The organism is Erwinia aphidicola, assembly GCF_014773485.1.
GTDB classification, from domain to species: Bacteria; Pseudomonadota; Gammaproteobacteria; order Enterobacterales; family Enterobacteriaceae; genus Erwinia; species Erwinia aphidicola.
Map to the genome: position 1 here is coordinate 258,893 of NZ_JACXBP010000001.1, position 23,879 is coordinate 282,771.

General features: G+C 56.8%; 23 protein-coding genes. 19 read left to right on the forward strand and 4 right to left on the reverse strand.

All coding sequences use genetic code 11. The annotated features are described in order from the left end of the window. Positions 1 to 241: 241 nt before the first annotated feature. Positions 242 to 3,778, reverse strand: coding sequence for a ribonuclease E (gene rne, locus ID864_RS01205; RefSeq protein ID WP_191149282.1), 3,537 nt, complete (start codon positions 3,776 to 3,778; stop codon positions 242 to 244). Positions 3,779 to 4,393: 615 nt separating this feature from the next. Between rne and rluC the strand changes: the two genes are divergently transcribed. Further along, a complete protein-coding gene (gene rluC, locus ID864_RS01210; RefSeq protein WP_048916399.1) occupies positions 4,394 to 5,356 on the forward strand; it encodes a 23S rRNA pseudouridine(955/2504/2580) synthase RluC in 963 nt (320 codons plus the stop codon). A 51-nt stretch (positions 5,357 to 5,407) separates the two neighbouring features. Here the strand turns inward: rluC and ID864_RS01215 are convergent, their stop codons facing one another. Further along, the gene (locus ID864_RS01215; protein ID WP_191149283.1) at positions 5,408 to 5,989 is read right to left on the reverse strand and encodes a Maf family protein; all 582 of its coding nucleotides are present in this window, start codon (positions 5,987 to 5,989) and stop codon (positions 5,408 to 5,410) included. A gap of 142 nt (positions 5,990 to 6,131) precedes the next feature. Here ID864_RS01215 and yceD point away from each other — a divergent pair, with 142 nt between their 5' ends. The 14 genes from yceD (at position 6,132) to ptsG (ending at position 18,470) form a co-directional block, all read left to right on the forward strand. Beyond that, positions 6,132 to 6,653 (forward strand): 23S rRNA accumulation protein YceD, encoded by a 522-nt coding sequence (gene yceD / locus ID864_RS01220; RefSeq protein ID WP_133623949.1) that lies wholly within the window; start codon positions 6,132 to 6,134, stop codon positions 6,651 to 6,653. Between the two features lie 14 nt (positions 6,654 to 6,667). Next, the gene (gene rpmF / locus ID864_RS01225) at positions 6,668 to 6,838 is read left to right on the forward strand and encodes a 50S ribosomal protein L32 (protein WP_003849870.1); all 171 of its coding nucleotides are present in this window, start codon (positions 6,668 to 6,670) and stop codon (positions 6,836 to 6,838) included. A 22-nt stretch (positions 6,839 to 6,860) separates the two neighbouring features. Beyond that, positions 6,861 to 7,895 (forward strand): phosphate acyltransferase PlsX, encoded by a 1,035-nt coding sequence (gene plsX / locus ID864_RS01230; RefSeq protein WP_191149284.1) that lies wholly within the window; start codon positions 6,861 to 6,863, stop codon positions 7,893 to 7,895. Positions 7,896 to 7,901: 6 nt separating this feature from the next. Beyond that, positions 7,902 to 8,855, forward strand: a complete 954-nt coding sequence (locus ID864_RS01235) for a beta-ketoacyl-ACP synthase III (protein WP_048916395.1) — start codon at positions 7,902 to 7,904, stop codon at positions 8,853 to 8,855. 61 nt (positions 8,856 to 8,916) lie between these two features. Further along, a complete protein-coding gene (fabD, locus tag ID864_RS01240; protein WP_048916393.1) occupies positions 8,917 to 9,846 on the forward strand; it encodes an ACP S-malonyltransferase in 930 nt (309 codons plus the stop codon). A gap of 12 nt (positions 9,847 to 9,858) precedes the next feature. Then, the gene (fabG, locus tag ID864_RS01245) at positions 9,859 to 10,593 is read left to right on the forward strand and encodes a 3-oxoacyl-ACP reductase FabG (protein ID WP_048916392.1); all 735 of its coding nucleotides are present in this window, start codon (positions 9,859 to 9,861) and stop codon (positions 10,591 to 10,593) included. 152 nt (positions 10,594 to 10,745) lie between these two features. After that, on the forward strand, positions 10,746 to 10,982 hold the full coding sequence (gene acpP, locus ID864_RS01250) for an acyl carrier protein (protein ID WP_048916391.1): 237 nt from the start codon (positions 10,746 to 10,748) through the stop codon (positions 10,980 to 10,982). An 88-nt stretch (positions 10,983 to 11,070) separates the two neighbouring features. After that, a complete protein-coding gene (gene fabF / locus ID864_RS01255; RefSeq protein ID WP_048916390.1) occupies positions 11,071 to 12,312 on the forward strand; it encodes a beta-ketoacyl-ACP synthase II in 1,242 nt (413 codons plus the stop codon). A 152-nt stretch (positions 12,313 to 12,464) separates the two neighbouring features. Next, positions 12,465 to 13,265 (forward strand): aminodeoxychorismate lyase, encoded by an 801-nt coding sequence (gene pabC / locus ID864_RS01260; protein ID WP_191149285.1) that lies wholly within the window; start codon positions 12,465 to 12,467, stop codon positions 13,263 to 13,265. Positions 13,266 to 13,277: 12 nt separating this feature from the next. Further along, the gene (yceG, locus tag ID864_RS01265) at positions 13,278 to 14,303 is read left to right on the forward strand and encodes a cell division protein YceG (protein ID WP_133623947.1); all 1,026 of its coding nucleotides are present in this window, start codon (positions 13,278 to 13,280) and stop codon (positions 14,301 to 14,303) included. Further along, positions 14,293 to 14,925 carry a dTMP kinase gene (gene tmk, locus ID864_RS01270; protein ID WP_048916387.1) on the forward strand — a complete coding sequence of 211 codons (633 nt, stop codon included), beginning with the start codon at positions 14,293 to 14,295 and terminating at the stop codon, positions 14,923 to 14,925. Before yceG ends, tmk begins: the two co-directional genes overlap by 11 nt. After that, complete coding sequence (gene holB / locus ID864_RS01275) at positions 14,922 to 15,920, forward strand: DNA polymerase III subunit delta' (protein WP_191149286.1); 999 nt, start codon at positions 14,922 to 14,924, stop codon at positions 15,918 to 15,920. Before tmk ends, holB begins: the two co-directional genes overlap by 4 nt. A gap of 11 nt (positions 15,921 to 15,931) precedes the next feature. Next, the gene (locus ID864_RS01280) at positions 15,932 to 16,723 is read left to right on the forward strand and encodes a metal-dependent hydrolase (RefSeq protein ID WP_191149287.1); all 792 of its coding nucleotides are present in this window, start codon (positions 15,932 to 15,934) and stop codon (positions 16,721 to 16,723) included. Between the two features lie 313 nt (positions 16,724 to 17,036). Next, entirely contained in the window at positions 17,037 to 18,470 is a 1,434-nt protein-coding gene (gene ptsG, locus ID864_RS01285; RefSeq protein WP_048916384.1) for a PTS glucose transporter subunit IIBC, read from the forward strand. 118 nt (positions 18,471 to 18,588) lie between these two features. Here ptsG and bglB read toward each other — a convergent pair whose 3' ends face one another. Together bglB and ID864_RS01295 are read right to left on the reverse strand one after the other, a co-directional pair. Continuing rightward, complete coding sequence (gene bglB / locus ID864_RS01290; protein ID WP_191149471.1) at positions 18,589 to 19,728, reverse strand: beta-galactosidase BglB; 1,140 nt, start codon at positions 19,726 to 19,728, stop codon at positions 18,589 to 18,591. After that, positions 19,709 to 21,316, reverse strand: a complete 1,608-nt coding sequence (locus ID864_RS01295) for an MFS transporter (protein WP_099753401.1) — start codon at positions 21,314 to 21,316, stop codon at positions 19,709 to 19,711. The genes bglB and ID864_RS01295 overlap by 20 nt, the downstream gene beginning before the upstream one ends. Positions 21,317 to 21,682: 366 nt before the next feature. Between ID864_RS01295 and hinT the strand changes: the two genes are divergently transcribed. Genes hinT through thiK form a run of 4 tightly spaced genes read left to right on the forward strand, consistent with a single transcriptional unit; the run spans position 21,683 to position 23,873 of the window. Further along, on the forward strand, positions 21,683 to 22,033 hold the full coding sequence (gene hinT, locus ID864_RS01300) for a purine nucleoside phosphoramidase (protein ID WP_048916381.1): 351 nt from the start codon (positions 21,683 to 21,685) through the stop codon (positions 22,031 to 22,033). A 26-nt stretch (positions 22,034 to 22,059) separates the two neighbouring features. Beyond that, complete coding sequence (locus ID864_RS01305) at positions 22,060 to 22,428, forward strand: YcfL family protein (protein WP_099753402.1); 369 nt, start codon at positions 22,060 to 22,062, stop codon at positions 22,426 to 22,428. A gap of 22 nt (positions 22,429 to 22,450) precedes the next feature. Beyond that, positions 22,451 to 23,041: a penicillin-binding protein activator LpoB gene (lpoB, locus tag ID864_RS01310; RefSeq protein ID WP_099753418.1), complete on the forward strand. Its 591-nt coding sequence runs from the start codon at positions 22,451 to 22,453 to the stop codon at positions 23,039 to 23,041. Further along, on the forward strand, positions 23,025 to 23,873 hold the full coding sequence (gene thiK, locus ID864_RS01315; RefSeq protein ID WP_099753403.1) for a thiamine kinase: 849 nt from the start codon (positions 23,025 to 23,027) through the stop codon (positions 23,871 to 23,873). Before lpoB ends, thiK begins: the two co-directional genes overlap by 17 nt. Positions 23,874 to 23,879: the final 6 nt, after the last annotated feature.

The window sequence follows — 23,879 nt, forward strand, 5'->3', positions numbered from 1 at the left end:
GTCGGTATTTACCTGCCGACAGCGGGATTTTTTTTGCCTGCCATTTACGCCCGGTGGCGACCTCCCCGAGTGTACCTTGCGCGCGCACCGGGGCAGGTTTTGTCGCCTGCGTTGAGCGGGCGGTTGCCGGCGGTGTGCGAGCAGGTGATAGACGACATTATGCGGGTGTGGGATTCACTGGCCGTTCAGGCATAAAAAAAGCCCCGGTCATCAGACCGGGGCTTTTTACTCAGCGGGACAGTTACGGACGCGTTGCCGGTGCCGTCGCCTGATGAGTGGCAGCATGACCGCCTGCGGAGCCTTTACCTTCAAAGTTGAAGTCAGGGCGCACCCAGTCGCTTTGGCGAGCAGGTTCTGGCTGGTAAGCCGGAGCCGGCGCTTTAGTCATTGGCGCGGTAGCATGGTGCTTGAAGCTGCTCTGCGCTGGCGCAGCAACGGCGGCAACGGCCGGCTCGTCACGTGCCGGAACCGGTGCGTGCGGCTCGCTGATGGCAGCTGGCTGCTCAGCGGCAGCTTCTGGTGCGTGCAGCACTTCGGCAACAAGCTGTTCAACTTCCGGGCTAACGTCAGCGACAGTTTCATGCGCCAGTTCGCTGGCCGCTTCAGTAACCTGAGGCTGTTCAGCGTGCTGGGCTTCTTCCACCATTTCTGCCACGGCATCAACCGCTTCGAAAGCTGGCGCAGGCTGCGCCGGGACCGCTTCGGCTGCCGTTTCCTGTGCAACAACTTCGTCAGCGCTGGAGATCACCGCCGGCTCTTCGTTCACCGCAGCATCGATAGCTGAAGTGTCCGCCGCTTCCACCGGAGCAATCTCCGGCTGCATTTCAGGCTGTGGTTCTGCGATATGCACAGGTTCAGCTTCTGATACCGGCACCGCTGGCGTTTCCGCAACCGGGGCTTCTGCCACGGCTGCCGGTGCAGTCACTTCCGCCGGAGCCGCTACTTCAGCAGGGGCCTCAACCGCAGCAGGTGCTTCAACCGCAGCAGGGGCTTCGATAGCCGCAACGGTTTCAACAGCGGCAACGGCGGCAGCGGTTTCCACGGCGGCAGATTCTGCCACATCGGCGTGACCGTAAGCGGGAACCACAGACTGATGCTCAGCATGAGTTTCGTGATCGTTAGCCTGCGCAACCGGATAGGAGACCCACACTTTCCCGGATGCCATCTCTGGCGATGCAGCAGCGTTAGCCAGCGGCATTGGGGACTGTGTTGGGTAGCGCTCATCACGGTAACGACGACGACGCTGACCGCTGACGCGCAGGTGGCGCGGCGAACGGCGTGAACGGCGCGGCATGTTGTTGCTTTCGCGATCTTCGCTGTCATCGGCTTCAGCGGCAGCTGGCTCATTCACCGCAGCTGCTGGTGCAGCGACTTGCGGTTCGAATGAACGCGCGGCAGTCTGCTCGGCGGTTTCGATACGCACTTTCTGATTCAGCTGGCGCGGTTTACGGCGCGGCATCACCTGTACGTTCTCTTCCTGCGCATCCTGATTTTCATCTACCGCGGCGACGATCGGTTCAACAATTGCCTCTTCCTGCACAACCGGGCGTTTTTCTTCCTGGTTCTGAGACGGGCGACGACGCTGACGTTCCTGACGCGGCTGCGGCTGTGAAGGCTCGCTGCGCTCGAATTCGTCCGGCACCATGCGCTCGCTGCGTGAGTCGTTCTGCTGCGAGTTGCGTTTGTTATTGTTGCGACGGTTGTTATCACGGCCTTCACGCGCTTCATTGTTACGCTCGCGCGGGGCACGATCGTTACGTTCAGTACGCTCGCCATTGCGATCCGCATTACGATCGTTACGCTCTGCGTTACGGTCGTTATTACGCTCACCACCGCGCTCGTTGCGCTCACCGCTACGTTCGTTGCGGTCACCGTAACGCTCATTGCGCTCGCCGTTGCGGTCACCATTACGGTCGCGACGGTTATTTTGGCGGCGATTGTTGCGGCGTTCACCACGCGGTGCAGCGGCTTCTGGCGCTTTCTCTTCTACTACCGGCTGTACTGGCTGCGCTGGCTGTTTCTCTTCAGCGGCAAACATTTTCTTCAGCCCGCTGAAGAAGCGGCTCATCAGGCCCGGCTGAGCGGGGGCCGCAGGGGCTTTCGCTTCCGGTTTCGCAGGGGCGGCAGGGGCAACAGCTGCGGTAACTTCTTCTACCGGCGCCGGTGGTGCATCTGGCATCACGAAGGCGGCCAGAGCGGGCTGTTCAGGGCGCTTACGCTCTGAATGCTCTTCCTCAGACGGCAGGGCCATTTCGGCTTCGTGCAGCTTCGGCAGATGGTAGCTCAGGGTCTGAGTCTCTTCGCCGTTACGCACGCGCAGCACGGAGTAGTGCGGAGTCTGCATCTGATCGTTTGGCACGATGATAGCTTTGACGCCACCCTGACGCTTCTCGATGGCGCTGACCGCTTCGCGCTTCTCGTTCAGCAGGTATGACGCTACCTGGACTGGAACAATCGCGTGAACTTCTTTGGTGTTCTCTTTCAGCGCTTCTTCTTCAATCAGACGCAGGATAGAGAGCGCCAGCGATTCGTTATCACGGATGGTGCCGGTACCGCTACAGCGTGGGCACACGTGATGGCTGGATTCACCCAGTGACGGGCTGAGACGCTGACGCGACATTTCCAGCAGGCCGAAGCGTGAAATATGGCTAATCTGAATACGCGCACGATCCTGGCGAACCGCTTCACGCAGGCGGTTTTCAACCGCACGCTGGTGACGTACCGGGGTCATATCGATAAAGTCGATAACGATCAGGCCGCCGAGGTCGCGCAGGCGCAGCTGGCGGGCGATTTCGTCAGCCGCTTCCAGGTTGGTGTTGAAGGCGGTCTCTTCGATGTCGCCGCCGCGGGTTGCGCGCGCGGAGTTGATATCGATAGCGGTCAGGGCTTCAGTGGTGTCGATAACAATCGAGCCGCCGGAAGGCAGACGCACTTCACGCTGGAAAGCGGACTCGATCTGCGACTCAATCTGATAGTGGCTGAACAGCGGGATTTCACCGGTGTACAGTTTAATTTTGCTGCTGAAATCCGGACGGCCCAGTGCGGCGATATGCTGGCGCGCCAGTTCGAGCACTTTCGGGTTGTCGATCAGGATTTCGCCGATGTCCTGGCGCAGATAGTCACGGAAAGCACGCACAATCACGTTGCTCTCCTGGTGGATCAGGAACGGGGCAGGGCGGCTGTCAGCGGCTTTCTTTATGGCGTCCCAGTGCTTCAGGCGGAAACTGAGGTCCCACTGCAGCGCATCGGCCTGCTTGCCAACGCCCGCAGTACGCACGATCAGGCCCATGCCATCTGGCAACTCAAGAGCCGAAAGGGCTTCTTTCAGTTCGGTGCGGTCGTCACCCTCGATGCGGCGTGAAATCCCGCCTGCACGTGGGTTATTTGGCATCAGGACCAGATAGCTGCCTGCCAGGCTGATAAAGGTGGTCAGGGCAGCACCCTTGTTACCACGTTCTTCTTTATCAATCTGTACGATCACTTCCTGGCCTTCACGCAGTACGTCCTTAATATTCGGGCGGCCGTGTGCGTTGTAGTTAGCAGGGAAGTATTCGCGGGAGATTTCTTTCAGAGGTAGGAAACCGTGTCTTTCAGCGCCGTAGTCAACAAATGCGGCTTCCAGACTGGGTTCAATGCGGGTGATCTTGCCTTTATAGATGTTGGCTTTTTTCTGTTCGTGTCCAGGGCTTTCAATATCCAGATCGTACAGACGTTGTCCGTCCACGAGGGCAACACGCAACTCTTCCTGCTGAGTTGCGTTTATCAGCATTCTTTTCATCGTAACTTACTCATTATTCTTACATTAGTGACAAAGCTGCGGGCAAAGTAACGCTGGACGTGAAAGACCGATGACCCCGTGTCTAATCGCAAAGCCGTCAACCTCACGGATGTCGGCTGCTCTTGGGGCGCAAATACTCGGTAGCCTGTTTTACATATGGAAAAACAGCGCTTTGATAGGGAGAACCGCCAGTATAATACCAGGTGAACCAATCCCGTTTTCGTCCAGGCTGCAACCCGCAGCCCGCTAAATGCCTGATTGCACAATACGTCTTACGCCATTGCTGCGTGTATGGGCTATCCGGCAAAATTTCGTATTACACCCTTATCTTTCAACTGCCATATAAAGGAAGGCTGAAAGCTATCGGGTAAACGCTTTTTTCTCGCATTCACAAGTCTTAGCGTCAAAACGGAAACATTATTCCATTGCTAAGCGGGTGATCGCAAGATGACTTTCTCCGCGTTGAGAAGTTTCTCTCAGCTTTTAGAGCGAATTGCAGTGCTTTTCAGCAGATCGTCTAAAAACCGATCATAACCTTCTGCGAAACCGTCCAACTCAGTTAAGCACAGAAAAAGAGGTGGCGCTATCACAGCGCACTATTTAGAATCGCCAACCATGAAAACCAATACTCCAGCCGTACATTTTATTGCTATTTCTGCCGATGAGGCAGGACAGCGCATCGATAACTTTTTGCGCACCCAACTAAAAGGGGTGCCGAAGAGCATGATTTATCGCATTTTGCGTAAGGGCGAAGTGCGGGTGAACAAAAAACGCATCAAGCCTGAATACAAGCTTGAGGCCGGGGATGAGGTGCGTATTCCGCCGGTGCGCGTGGCTGAACGTGAAGAAGAGAACGTGTCGCCGAAGCTGACCAAGGTGGCTGCGCTGGAAGGCGCGATTGTTTATGAAGATGACCATATTCTGGTGATGAACAAGCCTTCCGGTACCGCGGTTCACGGCGGCAGCGGTCTAAGCTTTGGCGTGATTGAAGGCCTGCGCGCGCTGCGCCCGGAGGCCCGCTTCCTTGAATTGGTGCACCGCCTGGACCGCGATACGTCCGGCATCCTGCTGGTGGCGAAGAAGCGCTCGGCGCTGCGCTCGCTGCACGAGCAGCTGCGCGAAAAGGGCATGCAGAAAGATTATCTGGCGCTGGTACGCGGGCAGTGGCCTTCGCACGTGAAGGCGGTGCGGGCGCCATTGATGAAAAATATTCTGCAAAGCGGCGAGCGCATCGTCAAAGTGAACAGCGAAGGTAAGCCGTCCGAGACGCTGTTTAAAGTGGAAGAGCGCTACGCAATAGCAACGCTGGTGAAAGCCAGCCCGGTTACCGGGCGTACTCATCAGATCCGTGTGCATACGCTCCATGCCGGGCATCCGATTGCGTTTGACGATCGCTATGGTGAGGCCGAGTTTGACATGCAGCTGAGCGGCACCGGGCTTAAACGCCTGTTTCTGCATGCTGCAGCGCTGCGCTTCACCCATCCAGCAAGCGGCGAAGTGATGCGCGTGGAAGCACCACTGGACGACCAGCTCAAGCGCTGCCTGGATATCCTGCGGAAGCAGTACCCGGCAACGTAACCTGTTATTTAATGGGGTCAGGCATGCCTGACCCGCATCACCGTCGCGCTATCATCCTAGCGGATTCACCCCTGCCTTTCTTAACATCTCACACAGCGCTATCAGCGGCAGCCCGACCAGCGTATTGGGGTCGCGCCCCGATAAACGGTCAAATAGCGTGATGCCCAGCCCCTCACTTTTAAAACTGCCTGCGCAGTTTAGCGGCTGTTCTTTGCCAACATATGCCGCAATTTCACTGTCGCTTAATTCACGGAAATCAACGCTGAATGGCTCACAGATAAGTTGCGTTGTTCCTTCGCGGCTGTCGTGCAGTGCCAGGCCGGTGTAAAACACGACGCTGTGCCCGCTGGCGGCACGCAGCTGGGCGTGGGCATTCTCCTCGGTATGCGGTTTGCCGCAAATTTTGCCCGCGACCACGCAGACCTGATCTGAGCCGATAATCAGGTGATCGGGGTATGCAGCCGCCAGTGCCTCAGCTTTCGCTGCCGCAAGGCGGGCCACCAAATCTGTCGCGGATTCCCCGGCGAGCGGGGTTTCATCAACCTGCGGTGCCGCAGTGATAAACGGCAGCTGAAGCTTGGTGAGCAGCGCCTTTCGGTAGGTGGACGTAGAGGCTAAAACCAGTTGGCGCATAATTTTTTCCAGAATATATAGCGAATCGGTGGCAGGCATTTTAAACTATGCGCCGCACAGGATGCGAATCATGGCTGAAAGATGCCGTTTTACGGCCTTTTTCTTTGACTCTATGTCGTTACAAAGTTAATATGCGCGCCCTATGCAAAAGGTAAAATTACCCCTGACTCTCGATGCGGTCCGAACCGCTCAAAAACGCCTGGACTACCAGGGTGTTTACACCCCTGAACAGGTTGAGCGTATCGCCGACTCGGTGGTTAGCGTGGACAGTGATGTTGAATGTGTGATGTCGTTTGCGATTGACGAACAGCGCCTGGCGGTACTGAAAGGTACGGCTGAAGTTTCTGTGACGCTGTGCTGCCAACGCTGCAATCAGACATTCCCGCATCATGTCCACGTATCGTACTGTTTCAGCCCGGTCGTCACTGACGAACAGGCCGAAGCATTGCCGGAAGCGTACGAGCCGATCAACGTCAACGAGTTTGGCGAAACCGATCTGCTGGCATTGGTTGAGGATGAAATCATTCTCGCCCTGCCTGTCGTTCCGGTGCATGATTCTGAACACTGTGAAGTGTCCGAGGCGGACATGGTCTTTGGCAAGTTGCCTGCAGAGGCAGAAAAACCAAACCCATTTGCCGTATTAGCCAGTTTAAAGCGTAAGTAATAGGAGTAAGGTCCATGGCCGTACAACAGAATAAACCAACCCGTTCCAAGCGTGGCATGCGTCGTTCACACGATGCCCTGACCACTGCAGCTCTTTCCGTAGACAAAGTTTCTGGCGAAACTCATCTGCGTCACCACATCACTGCGGATGGTTACTACCGCGGTCGCAAGGTCATCGTTAAGTAATTCCGCGGCTAGCGGAGCTATTTTGACACGATTGACCCTGGCGATAGATGCCATGGGCGGGGACTTCGGTCCCTGCGTGACAGTGCCTGCATCACTGCAGGCACTGGCATCTAACCCACATCTGCATCTTCTATTAGTCGGCGATCCCGACAAAATCACGTCATTACTTACCACAGCTGATTCTGCCCTCAGGGCGCGTCTGCAGATTATTGCTGCCGAATCGGTTATTGCCAGTGATGACAGCCCTTCAAAGGCGATTCGCGCCAGCCGCGGGTCATCCATGCGAATGGCGCTGGAGCAGGTGAAAGAAGGGCAGGCTCAGGCCTGCATTAGCGCGGGCAATACCGGGGCGCTGATGGGGCTGGCCAAATTATTATTAAAACCGCTGGACGGCATTGACCGCCCGGCGTTAGTTACCTTGTTACCGCATCAGCAGCACGGCAAGACCGTGGTTCTGGATTTAGGCGCTAACGTCGATTCTGACAGTGCTATGCTGGTGCAGTTTGCTGTTATGGGTGCGGTAATGGCGGAAGAAGTGTTAGCCATTACGCGCCCAAGAGTGGCACTACTTAATATTGGTCAGGAAGAGACCAAAGGGTTGATTTCGATTCGCGATGCGTCAGCCAGGCTGCGTGAAACGCCAGAAATTAACTATATTGGATACCTCGAAGGCAACGATCTTCTTACCGGTAAGACAGACGTGCTTGTCTGCGACGGTTTCGTGGGCAATGTCACGCTGAAAACGATGGAAGGCGTGGTAAGAATGTTCCTTTCGCTGTTGAAATCACAGGGCGAAGGTAAAAAGACGGTCTGGTGGTTGCGAGTGCTGGGGCGCGTTTTACAAAAGCGCCTGGCGAAGAAATTCGGCCATCTCAACCCCGACCAGTACAATGGCGCCTGTCTGTTAGGATTACGCGGCACCGTGATTAAGAGTCACGGTGCCGCGAATGAACGCGCATTTGCGGTGGCTATCCAACAGGCAGAGCAGGCGGTGCGGCGGCAAGTACCCGAGCGGATTGCTGCCCGCCTTCAAGCTGTATTACCTAAGAGTGACTGAGCGTACATGCATACGAAAATTATCGGTACGGGCAGCTATTTGCCCGAACAGGTGCGGACTAACGCCGATCTGGAAAAAATGGTGGATACGTCAGACGAGTGGATTGTCACTCGTACCGGTATCCGTGAACGTCGTATCGCCAGCCCGGATGAAACCGTGGCAACCATGGGTTTCCACGCCGCAGAACGTGCGCTGTCCATGGCCGGAATTGATAAGAACGACATTGGCCTGATCGTGGTTGCGACCACCTCCTCAAGTCACGCATTCCCAAGTTCCGCCTGCATGATCCAGCAAATGCTGGAGATTGATGATGCGGCATCTTTCGATCTGGCTGCCGCCTGCGCGGGTTTCACCTATGCGCTTAGCGTGGCCGACCAGTACATCAAAAACGGCGCAGTAAAACATGCCCTGGTGATCGGCGCTGACGTGCTGGCGCGCATGCTTGACCCTGAGGATCGCAGCACGATCATTCTGTTTGGTGATGGCGCAGGCGCAGTGGTACTGGGCGCCAGCGAAGAGCCGGGTATTATCTCGACTCACCTGCATGCCGATGGCCGCTATGGCCAGCTGCTGACCCTGTCAAATCAGGATCGTGAGCATCAGGATCAACCGTCCTATGTGACCATGGCGGGTAACGAAGTCTTTAAAGTCGCCGTGACCGAGCTGGCACATATCGTTGACGAAACCCTTCAGGCCAATAATCTTGACCGCAGCGCTATCGACTGGCTGGTGCCGCATCAGGCTAACCTGCGTATCATCAGCGCCACCGCCCGCAAGCTGGGTATGGATATGGATAAAGTGGTGGTGACGCTCGATCGTCATGGCAACACCTCGGCGGCCTCGGTGCCGACGGCGCTGGATGAAGCGGTGCGCGATGGTCGTATTCAACGCGGCCAGTTAATCCTGCTGGAAGCCTTTGGCGGCGGGTTCACCTGGGGTTCGGCGCTGGTGCGCTTCTGATTATCTTTTTTGATTAATAAGAATTTTATTAATAAGTCATCGCGACTAACAGGAAATCACAATGACGCAATTTGCAATGGTTTTCCCTGGACAGGGATCTCAGGCGCTGGGCATGCTGGCCGATTTGGCGAGCGAAAACAAGCTTGTGGAAGAAACCTTTAGTGAAGCCTCTGCTGTGCTCGGTTATGACCTCTGGCAGCTGGTTCAACAAGGACCTGCTGAAGAGTTGAACAAAACCTGGCAAACTCAGCCTGCTTTACTGGCCGCATCTGTTGCCATTTTCCGCGTTTGGCAGGAAAAAGGCGGAAAAGCGCCGTCAATGCTTGCAGGCCACAGCCTGGGTGAGTACAGTGCGCTGGTTTGTGCAGGTGTGATTGCTTTTGCCGATGCGATCAAGCTGGTTGAACTGCGTGGCAGACTGATGCAGGAAGCCGTTCCTGAAGGAACGGGCGCGATGCAGGCCATTATTGGTCTGGACGATGCGTCTATCGCCAAAGCCTGTGAAGACGCTGCGCAGGGGCAGGTTGTTTCTCCGGTAAACTTTAACTCCCCTGGTCAGGTCGTGATTGCCGGCAACAAAGAAGCCGTTGAGCGTGCGGGTGCTGCCTGTAAGGCCGCCGGCGCTAAACGCGCGTTGCCACTGCCAGTGAGTGTACCGTCGCACTGCGCGCTGATGAAGCCCGCTGCGGATAAGCTCGCGGTAGCGCTGGAGCAACTTACCTTTAACGCCCCCGCCTTCCCGGTGGTGAATAACGTTGATGTGAAGTGCGAAACATCAGGCGAAGCGATTCGCAGTGCGCTGGTTCGCCAGCTGTACAGTCCGGTACGCTGGACAGAATGTGTAGAATTTATGGCTCAGCAGGGCGTCACTTCGCTGCTGGAAGTGGGCCCGGGTAAGGTTTTGACCGGGCTGACTAAACGTATTGTTGACACTCTGACGGCGGCGGCGGTAAACGACCAGGCCAGCCTGTCAGCGGCGCTTGAACAATAAACGAGGATGAACATGAACTTCGAAGGTAAAATCGCGCTGGTCACCGGTGCAAGCCGTGGAATTGGCCGTGCTATTGCAGAAACTCTGGTAGCTCGCGGTGCCAAAGTTGTGGGTACTGCAACCAGCCAAAGCGGTGCCGATGCTATCAGCGCCTATCTGGGTGATAACGGTAAAGGCCTGCTCCTGAACGTTACCGACTCAGCCTCGATTGAGAGCGTGTTGGAAAATATTCGTGCCGAATTTGGCGAAGTTGACATTTTAGTCAATAATGCAGGCATCACGCGTGATAATCTTCTGATGCGCATGAAGGACGATGAGTGGCAGGATATTCTGGACACCAATCTGACTTCCGTATTCCGCCTGTCGAAAGCGGTAATGCGTGCCATGATGAAAAAACGCGCGGGCCGAATTATTACCATTGGCTCCGTAGTTGGAACAATGGGTAATGCGGGCCAGGCAAACTACGCGGCAGCAAAAGCGGGTTTGATTGGCTTTAGCAAGTCACTGGCGCGTGAAATCGCGTCACGTGGCATTACCGTTAACGTCGTGGCACCCGGTTTCATTGAAACCGACATGACGCGTGCGCTGAGCGAAGATCAGCGTGCGGGCATTCTGGCGGAAGTGCCTGCAGGTCGCCTCGGCGGCGCGCAGGAAATCGCCAATGCCGTTGCATTTTTAGCCTCTGACGAGGCTGCGTACATCACTGGTGAAACGCTGCACGTCAACGGCGGAATGTATATGGTCTGATCATCACGAAAGTATTTGCGTTATTTGGGGTAAAAGCCGCAAAATAGCGTAAATCGTGGTCATACCAGCCGGGATTTAGTTGCATCTTTTTCAACATTTTATACACTACGAAAACCATCGCGAAAGCGAGTTTTGATAGGAAATTTAATAGTATGAGCACTATCGAAGAACGCGTTAAGAAAATCATTGGCGAGCAGCTGGGCGTTAAACAGGAAGAAGTTGTTAATACTGCCTCTTTTGTAGATGATCTGGGTGCTGATTCTCTTGATACCGTTGAGCTGGTAATGGCTCTGGAAGAAGAGTTCGATACCGAGATTCCGGACGAAGAAGCTGAGAAAATCACTACCGTTCAGGCTGCCATTGATTATATCAATTCAGCTCAGGCATAAGTGAACATCTCCAGGCGGTCATTCGACCGCCTGAGTTTTATCTGAACTTCCCACACAGTGTCAACTTTTCCCTCCCTGGAGGACGAACGTGTCTAAGCGTCGTGTAGTTGTGACTGGTCTTGGCATGTTATCTCCTGTCGGCAATACCGTAGAGTCCACCTGGAATGCTCTTGTTGCCGGTCAGAGTGGCATCAGCCTTATCGACCATTTTGATACTAGTGCCTACGCAACGCGTTTTGCTGGCTTAGTAAAAGATTTCAATTGTGATGAATTTATCTCGCGTAAAGATCAGCGCAAGATGGATGCTTTCATCCAATATGGCGTCGTCGCTGGCATTCAGGCCATGCACGATTCCGGCCTGGAGATCACCGAAGAGAACGCCGACCGTATTGGTGCCGCTATTGGTTCCGGTATTGGCGGGTTAGGTCTGATTGAAGAAAACCATGCCTCTCTGGTGAATGGTGGCCCGCGTAAAATCAGCCCGTTCTTTGTGCCTTCGACCATTGTGAACATGATTGCGGGTCATCTGACCATCATGTTCGGTATGAAAGGTCCTAGCATCTCTATCGCTACCGCCTGTACTTCCGGTGTGCATAACATCGGTCACGCTGCCCGTATCATCGCGTATAACGACGCGGATGTGATGCTGGCAGGCGGTGCTGAGAAAGCCAGTACCCCACTCGGCGTCGGTGGATTCGGGGCGGCACGAGCGCTCTCAACCCGCAACGAAAACCCGCAGGCGGCAAGCCGCCCGTGGGATAAAGACCGTGACGGTTTCGTCCTCGGCGACGGAGCAGGGTTAGTGGTGCTGGAAGAGTATGAGCACGCGAAAAAACGCGGCGCGAAAATCTATGCAGAAGTCGTAGGTTTCGGCATGAGCAGCGATGCTTATCATATGACTTCGCCACCTGAAAATGGTGCAGGTGCCGCCCTGGCGATGGTTAATGCATTGAAAGATGCACAGCTGTCTGCGGAGCAGATTGGTTATATCAACGCGCACGGTACTTCGACGCCGGCCGGTGATAAAGCCGAAGCTCAGGCGGTGAAATCCGTGTTTGGTGCTTCAGCGCACAGCGTTATGGTCAGCTCGACCAAATCCATGACCGGGCATCTGCTCGGCGCGGCGGGGGCGGTGGAGTCTATCTTCACTATCCTTGCGCTGCGCGATCAGGTTATCCCACCCACCATCAATCTGGATAATCCGGATGAGGGTTGTGACCTGGATTTTGTCCCGCATACCGCACGTCAGGTGAAAGGTATGGAGTACAGCCTGTGTAACTCCTTCGGCTTTGGCGGAACTAACGGCTCGCTGATCTTCCGTAAAATCTGATCCTGCACGTACTTATCTAAGGCCCGCACCCAGCGGGCCTTTTTTATTTGTGGCCGTTGCGGGCCGGTTCTATACGCTTCATTACCTGGAATCAGATGATTCTGGCGCGCCGGACAGGTAATCTGTTCGGGTGAAAATTACGGAGAGCAAGCATGATGTGGGTGAATGGCCTGGCGCAGGAGAGCATTGACGCACGCGACCGTGCCGTGCAGTTTGGTGACGGCTGCTTTACGACCGCCCGTGTCCTGCACGGCAGTATGCAGCGACCGCAAGCCCACCTCCAGCGGTTGCAACAGGCCTGTGAGCGCCTGAGGATCGCCGGGGTTGACTGGCAGCTCCTTGCGCAGGAAATCACGGCTATCGCCAGCACGATAGATGATGGCGTGCTGAAAGTGATTATTACGCGCGGCAGCGGCGGGCGTGGCTACAGCGCCAGCGGCTGCCAGCAGCCTGCTCGAATTATTTCACTCTCCGCCTGGCCCGCGCACTACCTCAGGTTGCGCCAGACCGGGGTGCGTCTGGCGCTCAGCACGGTCCGGTTGGGGAAAAATCCGCTACTGGCCGGGATAAAACACCTCAACCGCCTTGAGCAGGTGATGATCCGCACAGAGCTTGAGCAGACCGCCGCGGATGAGGCGCTGGTGCTTGACAGTGACGGCATGCTGGTGGAATGCTGTGCGGCAAATTTATTCTGGCGCGTGGGAAAACAGGTATTTACCCCCGATCTCAGCGCCTCCGGGGTGAACGGCATCCAGCGCCAGCAGGTGATGCAACAGGTCATCGCTCTTGGTTATACCCTGAGCGAAGTGCGCCAGGGCTATGAGGTGTTGGCCGATGCGGAAGAAGTGCTGATTACCAATGCGCTGATGCCGATATTGCCGGTCAGCCAGATTGAGGCGTGGCGCTTTACGTCACGCGACCTGTTCAGCCAGCTCAACCCTGATAATGAATGATGTGGAAACTTCATGACTAAAATCCGAAAGATACTCGTCGCGCTGCTGGCTATCGCCGTGCTGGCTGCCGCATTCAGCTACTGGAAAACGCGTCAGTTTGCCGATTCCGCCCTGACCATTGACAGTGAAACTCTCTTTACGCTGCCGGCCGGTTCCGGGCGAGTGGTACTGGAAGCGCAGCTGGAATCAAAACACATTATCAGCAGCACGCCGTGGTTTGGGATGTTGTTGAAGCTGGAACCGGAGCTGTCGAAATTCAAAGCCGGGACCTACCGCTTTACGCCAGAAATGACCGTGCGTGAAATGCTGCAACTGCTGGCCAGCGGGAAAGAAGCGCAGTTCCCGCTGCGTTTTGTTGAAGGTACGCGCATGCAGGAGTGGCTAAGCCAGCTACGCAGCGCGCCCTACATCAAGCACACGCTGAGCGACGATAAGCTGGCGACGGTGGCCGCTGCGCTCAAGTTAGAGGGCGAGCAGCAGGGCGTGGAAGGCTGGTTCTATCCGGATACTTACCTGTATACCGCAAACACCACCGATGTGGCGCTGCTGAACCGTGCCCATGAGCGCATGGAAAAACTGGTGGATAGCGTCTGGCAGGGCAAAATGGATGATCTGCCGTATAAAAGCAAAAATGATATGCTGACCATGGCCTCAATTGTTGAGAAAGAGACGGCGGTGAGTGAAGAACGCAGTAAAGTGGCCTCGGTGTTTATTAACCGGCTGCGCCTTGGTATGCGTCTGCAAACCGACCCAACCGTGATCTACGGGATGGGCGACAGCTATAAAGGCACCCTGACGCGTAAAGATCTGGAAACGCCGACCGCCTATAATACCTACACTATCAGCGGCCTGCCGCCAGGCCCGATTGCGATGCCGGGTAAGGCCTCCCTGGAAGCAGCAGCCCACCCAGAAAAGACCAACTTCCTCTATTTTGTCGCCGATGGGAAAGGGGGGCACACCTTTACTACTAACCTGGCGAGCCATAACAAAGCCGTGCAGGTGTATCGCCTCGCGCTGAAGGAAAAAAATGAACAGTAAATTTATCGTTATCGAAGGGCTGGAAGGCGCAGGAAAAACCACGGCACGCGATGCGATAGTCAGTGAACTGCAGCGCCACGGCATTAACGATATTGTTTTCACCCGCGAACCGGGCGGCACGCCGCTGGCCGAGAAACTGCGCGATTTAATCAAGCAGGGCATAGAGGGTGAGCAGGTCACTGACCAGGCCGAGCTGCTGATGCTGTACGCCGCACGCGTGCAGCTGGTGGAAAACGTGATTAAACCAGCGCTGGCACGCGGTGCATGGGTGGTGGGCGATCGTCACGATCTCTCCTCTCAGGCCTACCAGGGAGGCGGACGCGGTATGAACAGCGACCTGATGAGCAGCCTGAAGCAGGCCGTGCTGGGCGATTTCGCACCGGATTTGACCCTGTACCTTGACGTGACCCCGGAGATTGGCCTGCAGCGCGCGCGCGCGCGCGGTGAGCTCGACCGTATCGAACAGGAGTCGCTGAACTTCTTTACCCGCACGCGTGAGCGCTATCTTGCCCTGGCCGCCGCCGATAGGCGTATCCGCAGCGTGGATGCCACCCAGCCGCTGGAACAGGTCAGCGCCGCGCTGAAGGCCACGCTCAACCAGTGGCTACAGGAACAGCAATGAACTGGTATCCGTGGCTGAACCACAGCTATCGCCAGATCCTCAGCCAGCACCAGGCACAGCGCGGGCATCATGCCCTGCTGATTCAGGCACTGCCCGGTATGGGGGATGATGCGCTGGCCTGGGGCATCAGCCGCTGGCTAATGTGCAAACAGCCGGACGGACTGAAAAGCTGCGGCGAGTGCCACCCCTGCCAGCTAATGCAGGCGGGGACGCATCCGGACTGGTATCGGCTGGAAGCGGAGAAGGGCAAAAGTTCGCTCGGCATTGATGCGGTACGTAACGTGACCGACAAGCTCTGGCACCACGCGCAGCAGGGCGGGGCAAAAGTCGTCTGGCTACCGGATGCCGGGCAGCTGACCGAAGCGGCGGCCAATGCTTTACTGAAAACGCTGGAGGAGCCGCCGAAGAATACCTGGTTTCTTCTCAGCAGCCGTGAACCGTCGCGCCTGCTGCCAACGCTGCGCAGCCGCTGCCTGTTGTGGCACCTCGCGCCGCCGGATGAAGCACAAAGCCTGCAGTGGCTGCATAAGCAGTGTGCCGCCGGGCTGAATGAGCGCACCGCTGCGCTGCGCCTTGCCTCCGGGGCACCGGCGGCCGCGCTTGAACTGCTGCAAGAGAAAACCTGGCAGCAGCGCCAGCAGGTTTGTCAGGCGTTGCCTGCCGCCCTGCAGGGCGATACGCTGGGCCTGCTGCCTGCACTTAACCATGATGACGCTGCACGGCGCATCGGCTGGCTCTGTTCGCTGCTGGTGGATGCCGTCAAGTGGCAACAGGGCGGCGGGCAATATATCAGCAATGTCGACCGCCAGGCTGAAGTGATTCACCTTGCCAGCCTGCTGCCCTCGGCGGCGATCGATGCCAGCCTGCGCCAGTGGATGCAGTGCCGCGATCGTCTGCTCAATGTGGTCGCGGTTAATCGCGAGCTGCTGCTAACCGAACAGCTGCTGAGCTGGGAAGCTATTGTTAAACCGGCTGCGGCCGCTTCACCGAATTAGAGAGTAATGCGATGTTTTTAGTCGATTCCCACTGCCATCTTGATGGCCTGAATTATGAAACCCTGCATCAGGACGTGTCCGACGTGCTGGCCAAGGCCGCCACGCGCGATGTGAAATTTATGCTGGCAGTGGCGACCACGCTGCCGGGGTACAAGGCCATGGTTGACCTGATTGGCGAGCGGCCAAACGTGGTCTATTCCTGCGGTGTGCATCCGCTGAATCAGGAAGAGGAGTACGACTTCGCCGAGCTGCGCGCCCTGGCAGCCCATCCGCGCGTGGTGGCGATGGGGGAAACCGGGCTGGACTACTTTTACCAGAAAGAGACCAAAGCGCGTCAGCAGGCCTCCTTCCGTGAACATATCCGCGTAGGGCGCGATCTGAACAAACCGGTGATCGTCCACACCCGCGATGCGCGTGAAGACACGCTGGCGATCCTGCAGGAAGAGAAGGCCGACGAGTGCGGTGGCGTGCTGCACTGCTTTACCGAAGATCGTGAGACGGCCGAAAAGCTGTTAGATATGGGCTTTTACATCTCGTTCTCCGGCATTGCCACTTTCCGTAACGCGGAGCAGATCCGTGACGCGGCGCGCTACGTTCCGCTCGACCGCATGCTGGTCGAAACCGACTCGCCTTATCTGGCCCCGGTGCCGCATCGTGGTAAAGAAAACCAGCCGGCTTACACGCGCGATGTGGCGGAATATATGGCGGTGGTCAAAGGGGTGAGTATTGAAGAGATGGCCCAGGCCACTACGGAAAACTTCTCACGCCTGTTCCACGTCCCCATGTCGCGCCTCGCCGATTAATGATTGAGCAGCGATTTCTTTTATAGCTCGTAATTAATAGGCAGAAGTCGTAAAGTGCAGCGCCATAAAAGGTTGCTGCACTTTTTTTGTGCCGGAAAACGGCCCTTTTTTGCCGGAGTCTTCTAAAGAAATGGCCCACGTTCAACGAAACGTGATAGCCATCAAACAAATTTTAACGGATTTATTTTACTCTTCGTAATAAATACCGAGAGCGCAAAGCGCTCCACCCGCAGCGGGACCTCCCCCCTCTGTAACGCAGGCCGATCTCTCAGCCTGCGATAAAAAAAGCACTCATACTCAGGAGCTTTACACTATGTTCAAAAATGCATTTGCGAACCTGCAAAAGGTCGGTAAATCGCTGATGTTGCCCGTATCGGTTCTGCCGATCGCGGGTATTCTGCTGGGCGTTGGTTCTGCCAACTTCAGCTGGCTGCCTCTGGTAGTTTCACACGTTATGGCGGAAGCCGGTGGTTCGGTGTTCGCCAACATGCCGTTGATTTTTGCTATTGGTGTGGCGCTGGGCTTCACCAATAACGACGGCGTTTCAGCACTGGCGGCCGTAGTGGCCTACGGTATTATGGTGAAAACCATGGCCGTGGTCGCCCCGCTGGTATTACATCTGCCAGCCGAAGAAATTGCGGCGAAACACCTGGCGGACACCGGGGTACTGGGCGGTATTATTGCCGGTTCCATCGCCGCGTATATGTTTAACCGCTTCTACCGCATCAAGCTGCCTGAGTATCTGGGCTTCTTCGCCGGTAAACGCTTTGTGCCGATTATTTCCGGTTTCACCGCCATCTTCCTCGGCGTGATCCTCTCCTTTATCTGGCCACCGGTCGGTACCGCCATCCAGACGTTCTCACAGTGGGCAGCTTATCAGAACCCGGTTGTGGCCTTTGGTATCTATGGGGTGGTTGAGCGCTCGCTGGTGCCGTTTGGTCTGCATCATATCTGGAACGTACCTTTCCAGATGCAGATCGGTGAATACACCAACGCCGCGGGCCAGGTGTTCCATGGCGATATCCCTCGCTACATGGCGGGTGACCCGACTGCGGGCATGCTGTCCGGCGGCTTCCTGTTCAAAATGTATGGTCTGCCAGCGGCGGCTATCGCCATCTGGCACTCAGCGAAGCCTGAGAACCGCGCAAAAGTGGGCGGCATCATGATCTCCGCTGCGCTGACCTCGTTCCTGACCGGGATTACCGAACCGATCGAGTTCTCGTTCATGTTCGTTGCGCCAATCCTGTATGCCATCCACGCTATCCTGGCGGGCCTGGCCTTCCCAATCGCTATCCTGTTAGGCATGCGTGACGGCACCAGCTTCTCACACGGTCTGATCGACTTTATCGTGCTGAGCGGCAACAGCAGCCGCATCTGGCTGTTCCCTATTGTCGGGGTGGTTTACGCGCTGGTTTACTACACCGTGTTCCGCGTGCTGATTGTCAAACTGAACCTGAAAACCCCTGGCCGTGAAGATACCGCCAGCGAGCAGAGCACCAGTTCAGCCAGCGAAATGGCCGGTAACCTGGTGGCGGCATTTGGTGGCAAAGAGAACATCACCAACCTCGATGCCTGCATCACCCGTCTGCGCGTGAGCGTTGCCGACGTCGCAAAAGTTGACCAGGCTGGCCTGAAAAAACTGGGCGCTGCGGGGGTGGTTGTGGCAGGTTCCGGCGTTCAGGCAATTTTCGGCACTAAGTCCGATAACCTGAAAACCGAAATGGATGACTACATCCGTAACATGTAATTCATGACGTGAGTCGGGGACGGGCAATGCCCGTCCTTTTTTTATCTCATTCCTGATGCGATCGGTAGGGGACGGGCATGCCCGTCCCTTTTTTTTTATCTACCGCTCGATGAAGCGACTACAAATAGACCCGCAGATACTCCGTCAGGCACAGCAGCGCCATCGCCTGGCCGTAAGGCATCGAGGTCAGCGGTACCTGGCGATAGTAGTCGAGGTCGTTGCCCATCGCGGTGCCGAATGAGACCTGCGTCAGCTCGCCAGCATCATTAATGCGCTCAATCACTCCCTGTAACGCCCGTTCCGCCACCGGCGTATAGTCGCGGCTGATATAGCGTTTGCGTATCGCTTTCAGTATCCCGTAGGCAAACCCGGCGGTAGCGGAGGCTTCCAGATACGAGTCGCTGTCGTCGAGCAGCGTATGCCACAGCCCGCTTTCATGCTGGCACTGCGCCAGCGCCCTGACCTGAGTCTCCAGCACCTGCAACAGATAGCGGCGCGTGGCGTGCTGTTCCGGCCAGTTCATCAGCTCAATAAAATCGGGGATGGCAATCGTCAGCCAGCTATTGCCACGCGCCCAGCGCGCTTCGGCAAAATTGTGCTGGCCGTCGAAGGTCCAGCCGTGGAACCACAGGCCGCTCTTACGATCCATCAGATACTGGGTGTGCAGCAGGAACTGGTAGGTGGCTTCCTCGACGAATTCGGGGCGGTTCAGCAGCTGGCCGATCTTTGCCAGCGGCATCACGCTCATCATCAGCGTGTCATCCCACATCTGCTGGTGGTTCTCATTGTTATAAACCAGGTGCTGAATGCCGTGATGCTCGGTGCGCGGCATCTCATACATCACCCACTCCGCCCAGCGCTCCAGCACCGGCAGCAGCGTCGGGTCGCGCGTCTCCTCATAGCGGCAGGCCAGCGTCAGAAACGGGCAGGCGGTGTTGACGTTTTTGGTCGGCGTGCCTTCTGCCAGCCGGGCGCGGAACCAGTCGTCAATACGTTGCAGCGTCAGCGGGTCCCCGGTCTGCTGGTAATAGTGATACATGCCGTACAGCCCGATGCCGTGCGTCCACTCCCAGCCCGCCCAGCCTTTGGTGTCAATCACCCGGCCATCGTCAAGGCGCAGCAGAAACTCGCCGCTTTCGTCGGTAATGCTCACCAGATTGTCGCTGACGCGGGCAATCAGTTTGCGCAGTTCGGGCTTAGGCAGCAGGAATTCGGGCTGGCGCAGCAGCGCGCTGTACTTAACCGGGTAGACTGTCATCATGGTGCTCCTGAGGTCGGATAGCAGGGAAGGTGGGCGCCTGCGGCAGCATAGCTGCCGGAGGTTTATTACGGTTGAGGTAGCCAATATTGTTATTACCCCACAGATTTTCATAGGCCATGCCGGTCAGCGTCTCGACGGTGGCGCGTGCCTGCGCGCTTAACTGCTGAGGTACCGGCCCATCAGCCGCGCGCATTTTCAGCGTCTCTTCGCGCAGCGTGCGGTGCGTGTGCAGGTTGAGCTTAAAGCGCAGTGAGATAACAAAGCCGCAGGTCAGTATTGCCAGCGTGCCGACGCTGAGGATAAAGATAATCGTATGGCTGACCTGCGGCAGCTGCTCTGACCTGCCGGAGACAAAGCCGGAAAGCTGCAGCACGATACCCACCACCATCACGGCACCTGCCTGCGAGGCTTTGCGCGTCAGCGTCATGATGCCGGCAAAAATCCCCTCGCGGCGCTGGCCGGTAATCGCCTCATCGACATCGGCAATGTAGGTGTAAATGTTCCACGGGATGTAATTGATGCCGCCGCGACCCAGCCCGGCCACTGCAGAGATCAGCACCAGCAGCGCCAGGCTGTTGCTCATTCCGGCATACCACAGCAGCGCATAAGAGAGGGAGCTGGCGGCGAACAGCGCCACCACCAGGCGGTAAGCCGGGGCCGGGCCGATACGAATGCACAGCGGGATCATGCCGATCACCGCAATAAACTGCAGAACCGCCATGGTGCCCATCAGATTGGCAGCCAGCTGCGCACCCTGCATCAGCACAAACACCACGTACCAGGTAAACACCGCGTTAAACACGTCCTGCGCAATATAGCCGCCGAGATACATCCCCAGATGCTGGCGGAAGATACGAATGCGCAGCGTGGAAGCCAGCTCCACATACAGCCGTTGCAGGCTCTGACGCAGGTTAAGCTGCTGTTTCTCCGCCATGGCGCGCTGCGACTCGGCCGAAAGGGCATCTGCCGGGCGCTCCCAGGTGAACGCCCACACCAGCATCAGCACGATGGCGCAGAGGGTGGAGAACACCAGGCTGGCATAGAAAAATGACACCGCATTGTCCTTGCCGAAAATCCCCAGCAGAATGCCGGGCAGAAACGCGGCGAGGATGGTTGAGAGCTGGGCCAGTGCGATGCGCGCGCCGGAAAAGCGGGTTTTCTGCTTAAAATCGTCGGTCATTTCCGGTACCAGGGTTTCATACGGCACCAGCACCATGGTGTAGACGATATCAAACGCCAGGTAGGTCAGCAGATACCACAGATAGCTCATCTCACCGACCCACATCAGGCTGTAGCTGAATACGCCGGGAATACCGAGCAGGATGAAGAATTTACGGCGGCCAAAGCGTTTTCCCAGCCGGGTGGACCCGAAGTTGTCGGTGAGAAACCCCATCAACGGACTGATCGCCGCATCCAGCACGCGGGCAAGGGCAAAGATAAAAGTCGCTTCAATCGGCGTCATGCCGCAGAAGGTGGTATAGAAATAGAGCAGCCAGGCGGCAGTCAGCGCCGTGGTCCCGGCACCGAGGAAATCCCCGGAGCCGTAGGCAAGGTAATTCACCAGTCCGATCTTGCGAGTGTGCATCAGGAAAGCTCCTTTGCTGTAGGGTGGCTTCAACCACGTATTCCGGACAACTCAGACGGATGGTGGAAAAGTAGAATGTTCCCAACCATTCAACCTTGTCATTTTTGCCAGCAAATTGAGCAGAGTGGCAAAATCACCGTGATTACCTTGCGGGATCTCTAAATTTATAAAACAGTGTTTCGTTTTTATCGAAAATGGCAGTTCATTGTGCGAAGCGTCACGCAAAAATAATTTTTTGACGGGCGGGCGGGGGCATAACGTCGTAAAGCCGTGCGATTAGCGAAAGAAAAGTCAGTTGCAGGTTGAAAGAAAAGGATTCTCTCGCTCATACTGCGGTAACTTATATTACGCTCAAGGACATGCAGCATGGCTGAAGAAACCATTTTCAGTAAAATCATCCGCCGTGAGATCCCGGCCGACATCATTTTTCAGGATGAGCTGGTTACCGCATTTCGCGATATCTCCCCGCAGGCACCGACGCATATTCTGATTGTGCCGAATATCTTAATCCCTACCGCCAATGATGTTGGCGCCGCGCATGAAGCTGCGCTGGGGCGCATGATGACGGTTGCGGCGAAAATCGCTAAAGATCAGGGCATCGCCGAAGATGGCTATCGCCTGATCATGAACTGCAATAAGCACGGGGGTCAGGAGGTGTATCACATCCACCTGCACCTGCTCGGCGGCCGTCCTTTAGGCCCAATGCTGGCGTCCTGAACGCCAACGACTACGGACACAAATCTATGCGGGCAAGCGTAACGGCACTCACGTTACTGGTAGCGTTAGCCGGATGCAGCAGCGAGCGCACCACCATCAATACCTCACAGTCGTTAGTGATGGAGTCGGCCGTGCTGTCGGCGGGCATTACCACCGATGAACCGAATATTGGCGAAAGGGAAGGGCAGCAGCGCGCCACCACCGTGCTGTTTAATCAGCAGGAAAAGCCGGTTCAGGTCACTTATCGCTTCTACTGGTATGATGATAAAGGGTTAGAGATCTTACCTTTTGAACGCCCGCGCACGGTGACAGTACCCGCGCATGGTAAAGCCGACATCTCATCCCAAACCGGTAATCTGACGGCGAGCAAAGTTCGTCTCTACCTGTATCTGTAAGGAGTTAAGTGTGAACAGGAATATCTTTAAGCTCTCAGGCGTGCTGCTACTGGCGCTGATTCTGAGCGGCTGTATCAACAATCAACAGCAGCAGCAGCCTGAGCAACCCGCCAAGGTTGAGCCCGTGCAGCCGCCGGTAACCGTGCCGGAGCAGCCAAAACCGGAACCGGGCCAGAACGTACCGCAGCCGCCAAAAATGCAGACCATCAACTGGCCTGCCAGCGTATCACCGCTGGTGGCGCAGATGCTGAAAGCAGACGGCGTCACGGCGGGCAGCGTACTGCTGGTGGATAACGTGAAGAACAGCACTAACGGCAGCCTGCAGAGCGCGAAAGCGACCGCGGCGCTGCAAAGCTCGCTGGCGAACAACGCGCAGTTTACCCTCGTCACCTCGCAGCAGCTGGCGGTAGCGAAACAGACGCTGGGGCTCTCCGCAGAGGACAGTCTGGTGTCGCGCAGCAAAGCGATTGGCCTGGCGCGCTATGTCGGCGCCCAGTACGTGCTGTACAGCAATGCCGAAGGTGACGTGAAGTCACCGACGCTGCAGATGCAGCTGATGCTGGTGCAGACCGGCGAAATTATCTGGTCAGGCAGCGGTGCCGTCCAGCACTGATCCCGCGCTCGACAGGCTGATCGGGCAACAGTTTCCGGCGGCGAGTGCCGCCGGTTCCTTTTCTGCGCTCAGCGGATTGAGCGGCTACAGCGTGCAGGTCTCGCTGGACGATCGCAAATTTCTGGCACGGCGGGCAGCCAGCGGGCAGACCATGCCGGGGGTTGACCGCCAGCGCGAATATCGTCTGCTGCGTAAACTGGCCGCCAGTGGCCTGACGCCTGGTGTACACGGCAGGAATAGCGACTGGCTGCTGCTGGGGTGGCAGCCAGGCGAAGTGTTGAGCGCCGGGCAGCTGGACAGCTGGCTGGAGGGGCTGGTGGATGAGGTTGTCAGCTTACATCACCAGCCGCTGAGCGGTTATCGCCTGCAGCTGATGCCGCTGCTGATGGATTACTGGCAGCGCAGCCAGCCGCAGCGCCGCACCGTTCAGTGGCTGCGCGCGCTGCGGCAGCTGCAGCGTCAGGGTCAACCGCATCCGCTGCGGCTGGCGGTGCTGCATATGGATCTCCACTGCGGAAATCTGGTCGCCGAAGGCAGCCGGCTGCGCTTTATTGACTGGGAGTACGCAGCGGATGGCGATGTGGCGCTGGAGCTGGCCGCCATCATCAGCGCCAATGGGCTGGACGGCGCGCAGCAACAGCGGCTTATTACCCGTTATGCGACGCGTCAGCAGCTGAACATTGACGCGCTGAGCGGCCAGATCCAGCGCTGGCAGCCGTGGCTGTCTCTGCTGGCGACCAGCTGGTACGAGCTGCGGGCGCAGCAGAGCGGTGAACAACATTTTTATACGCTGGCAGCAGAAGGCTGGCAGCAACGACAGAACAAGAGGTGAAGTGTG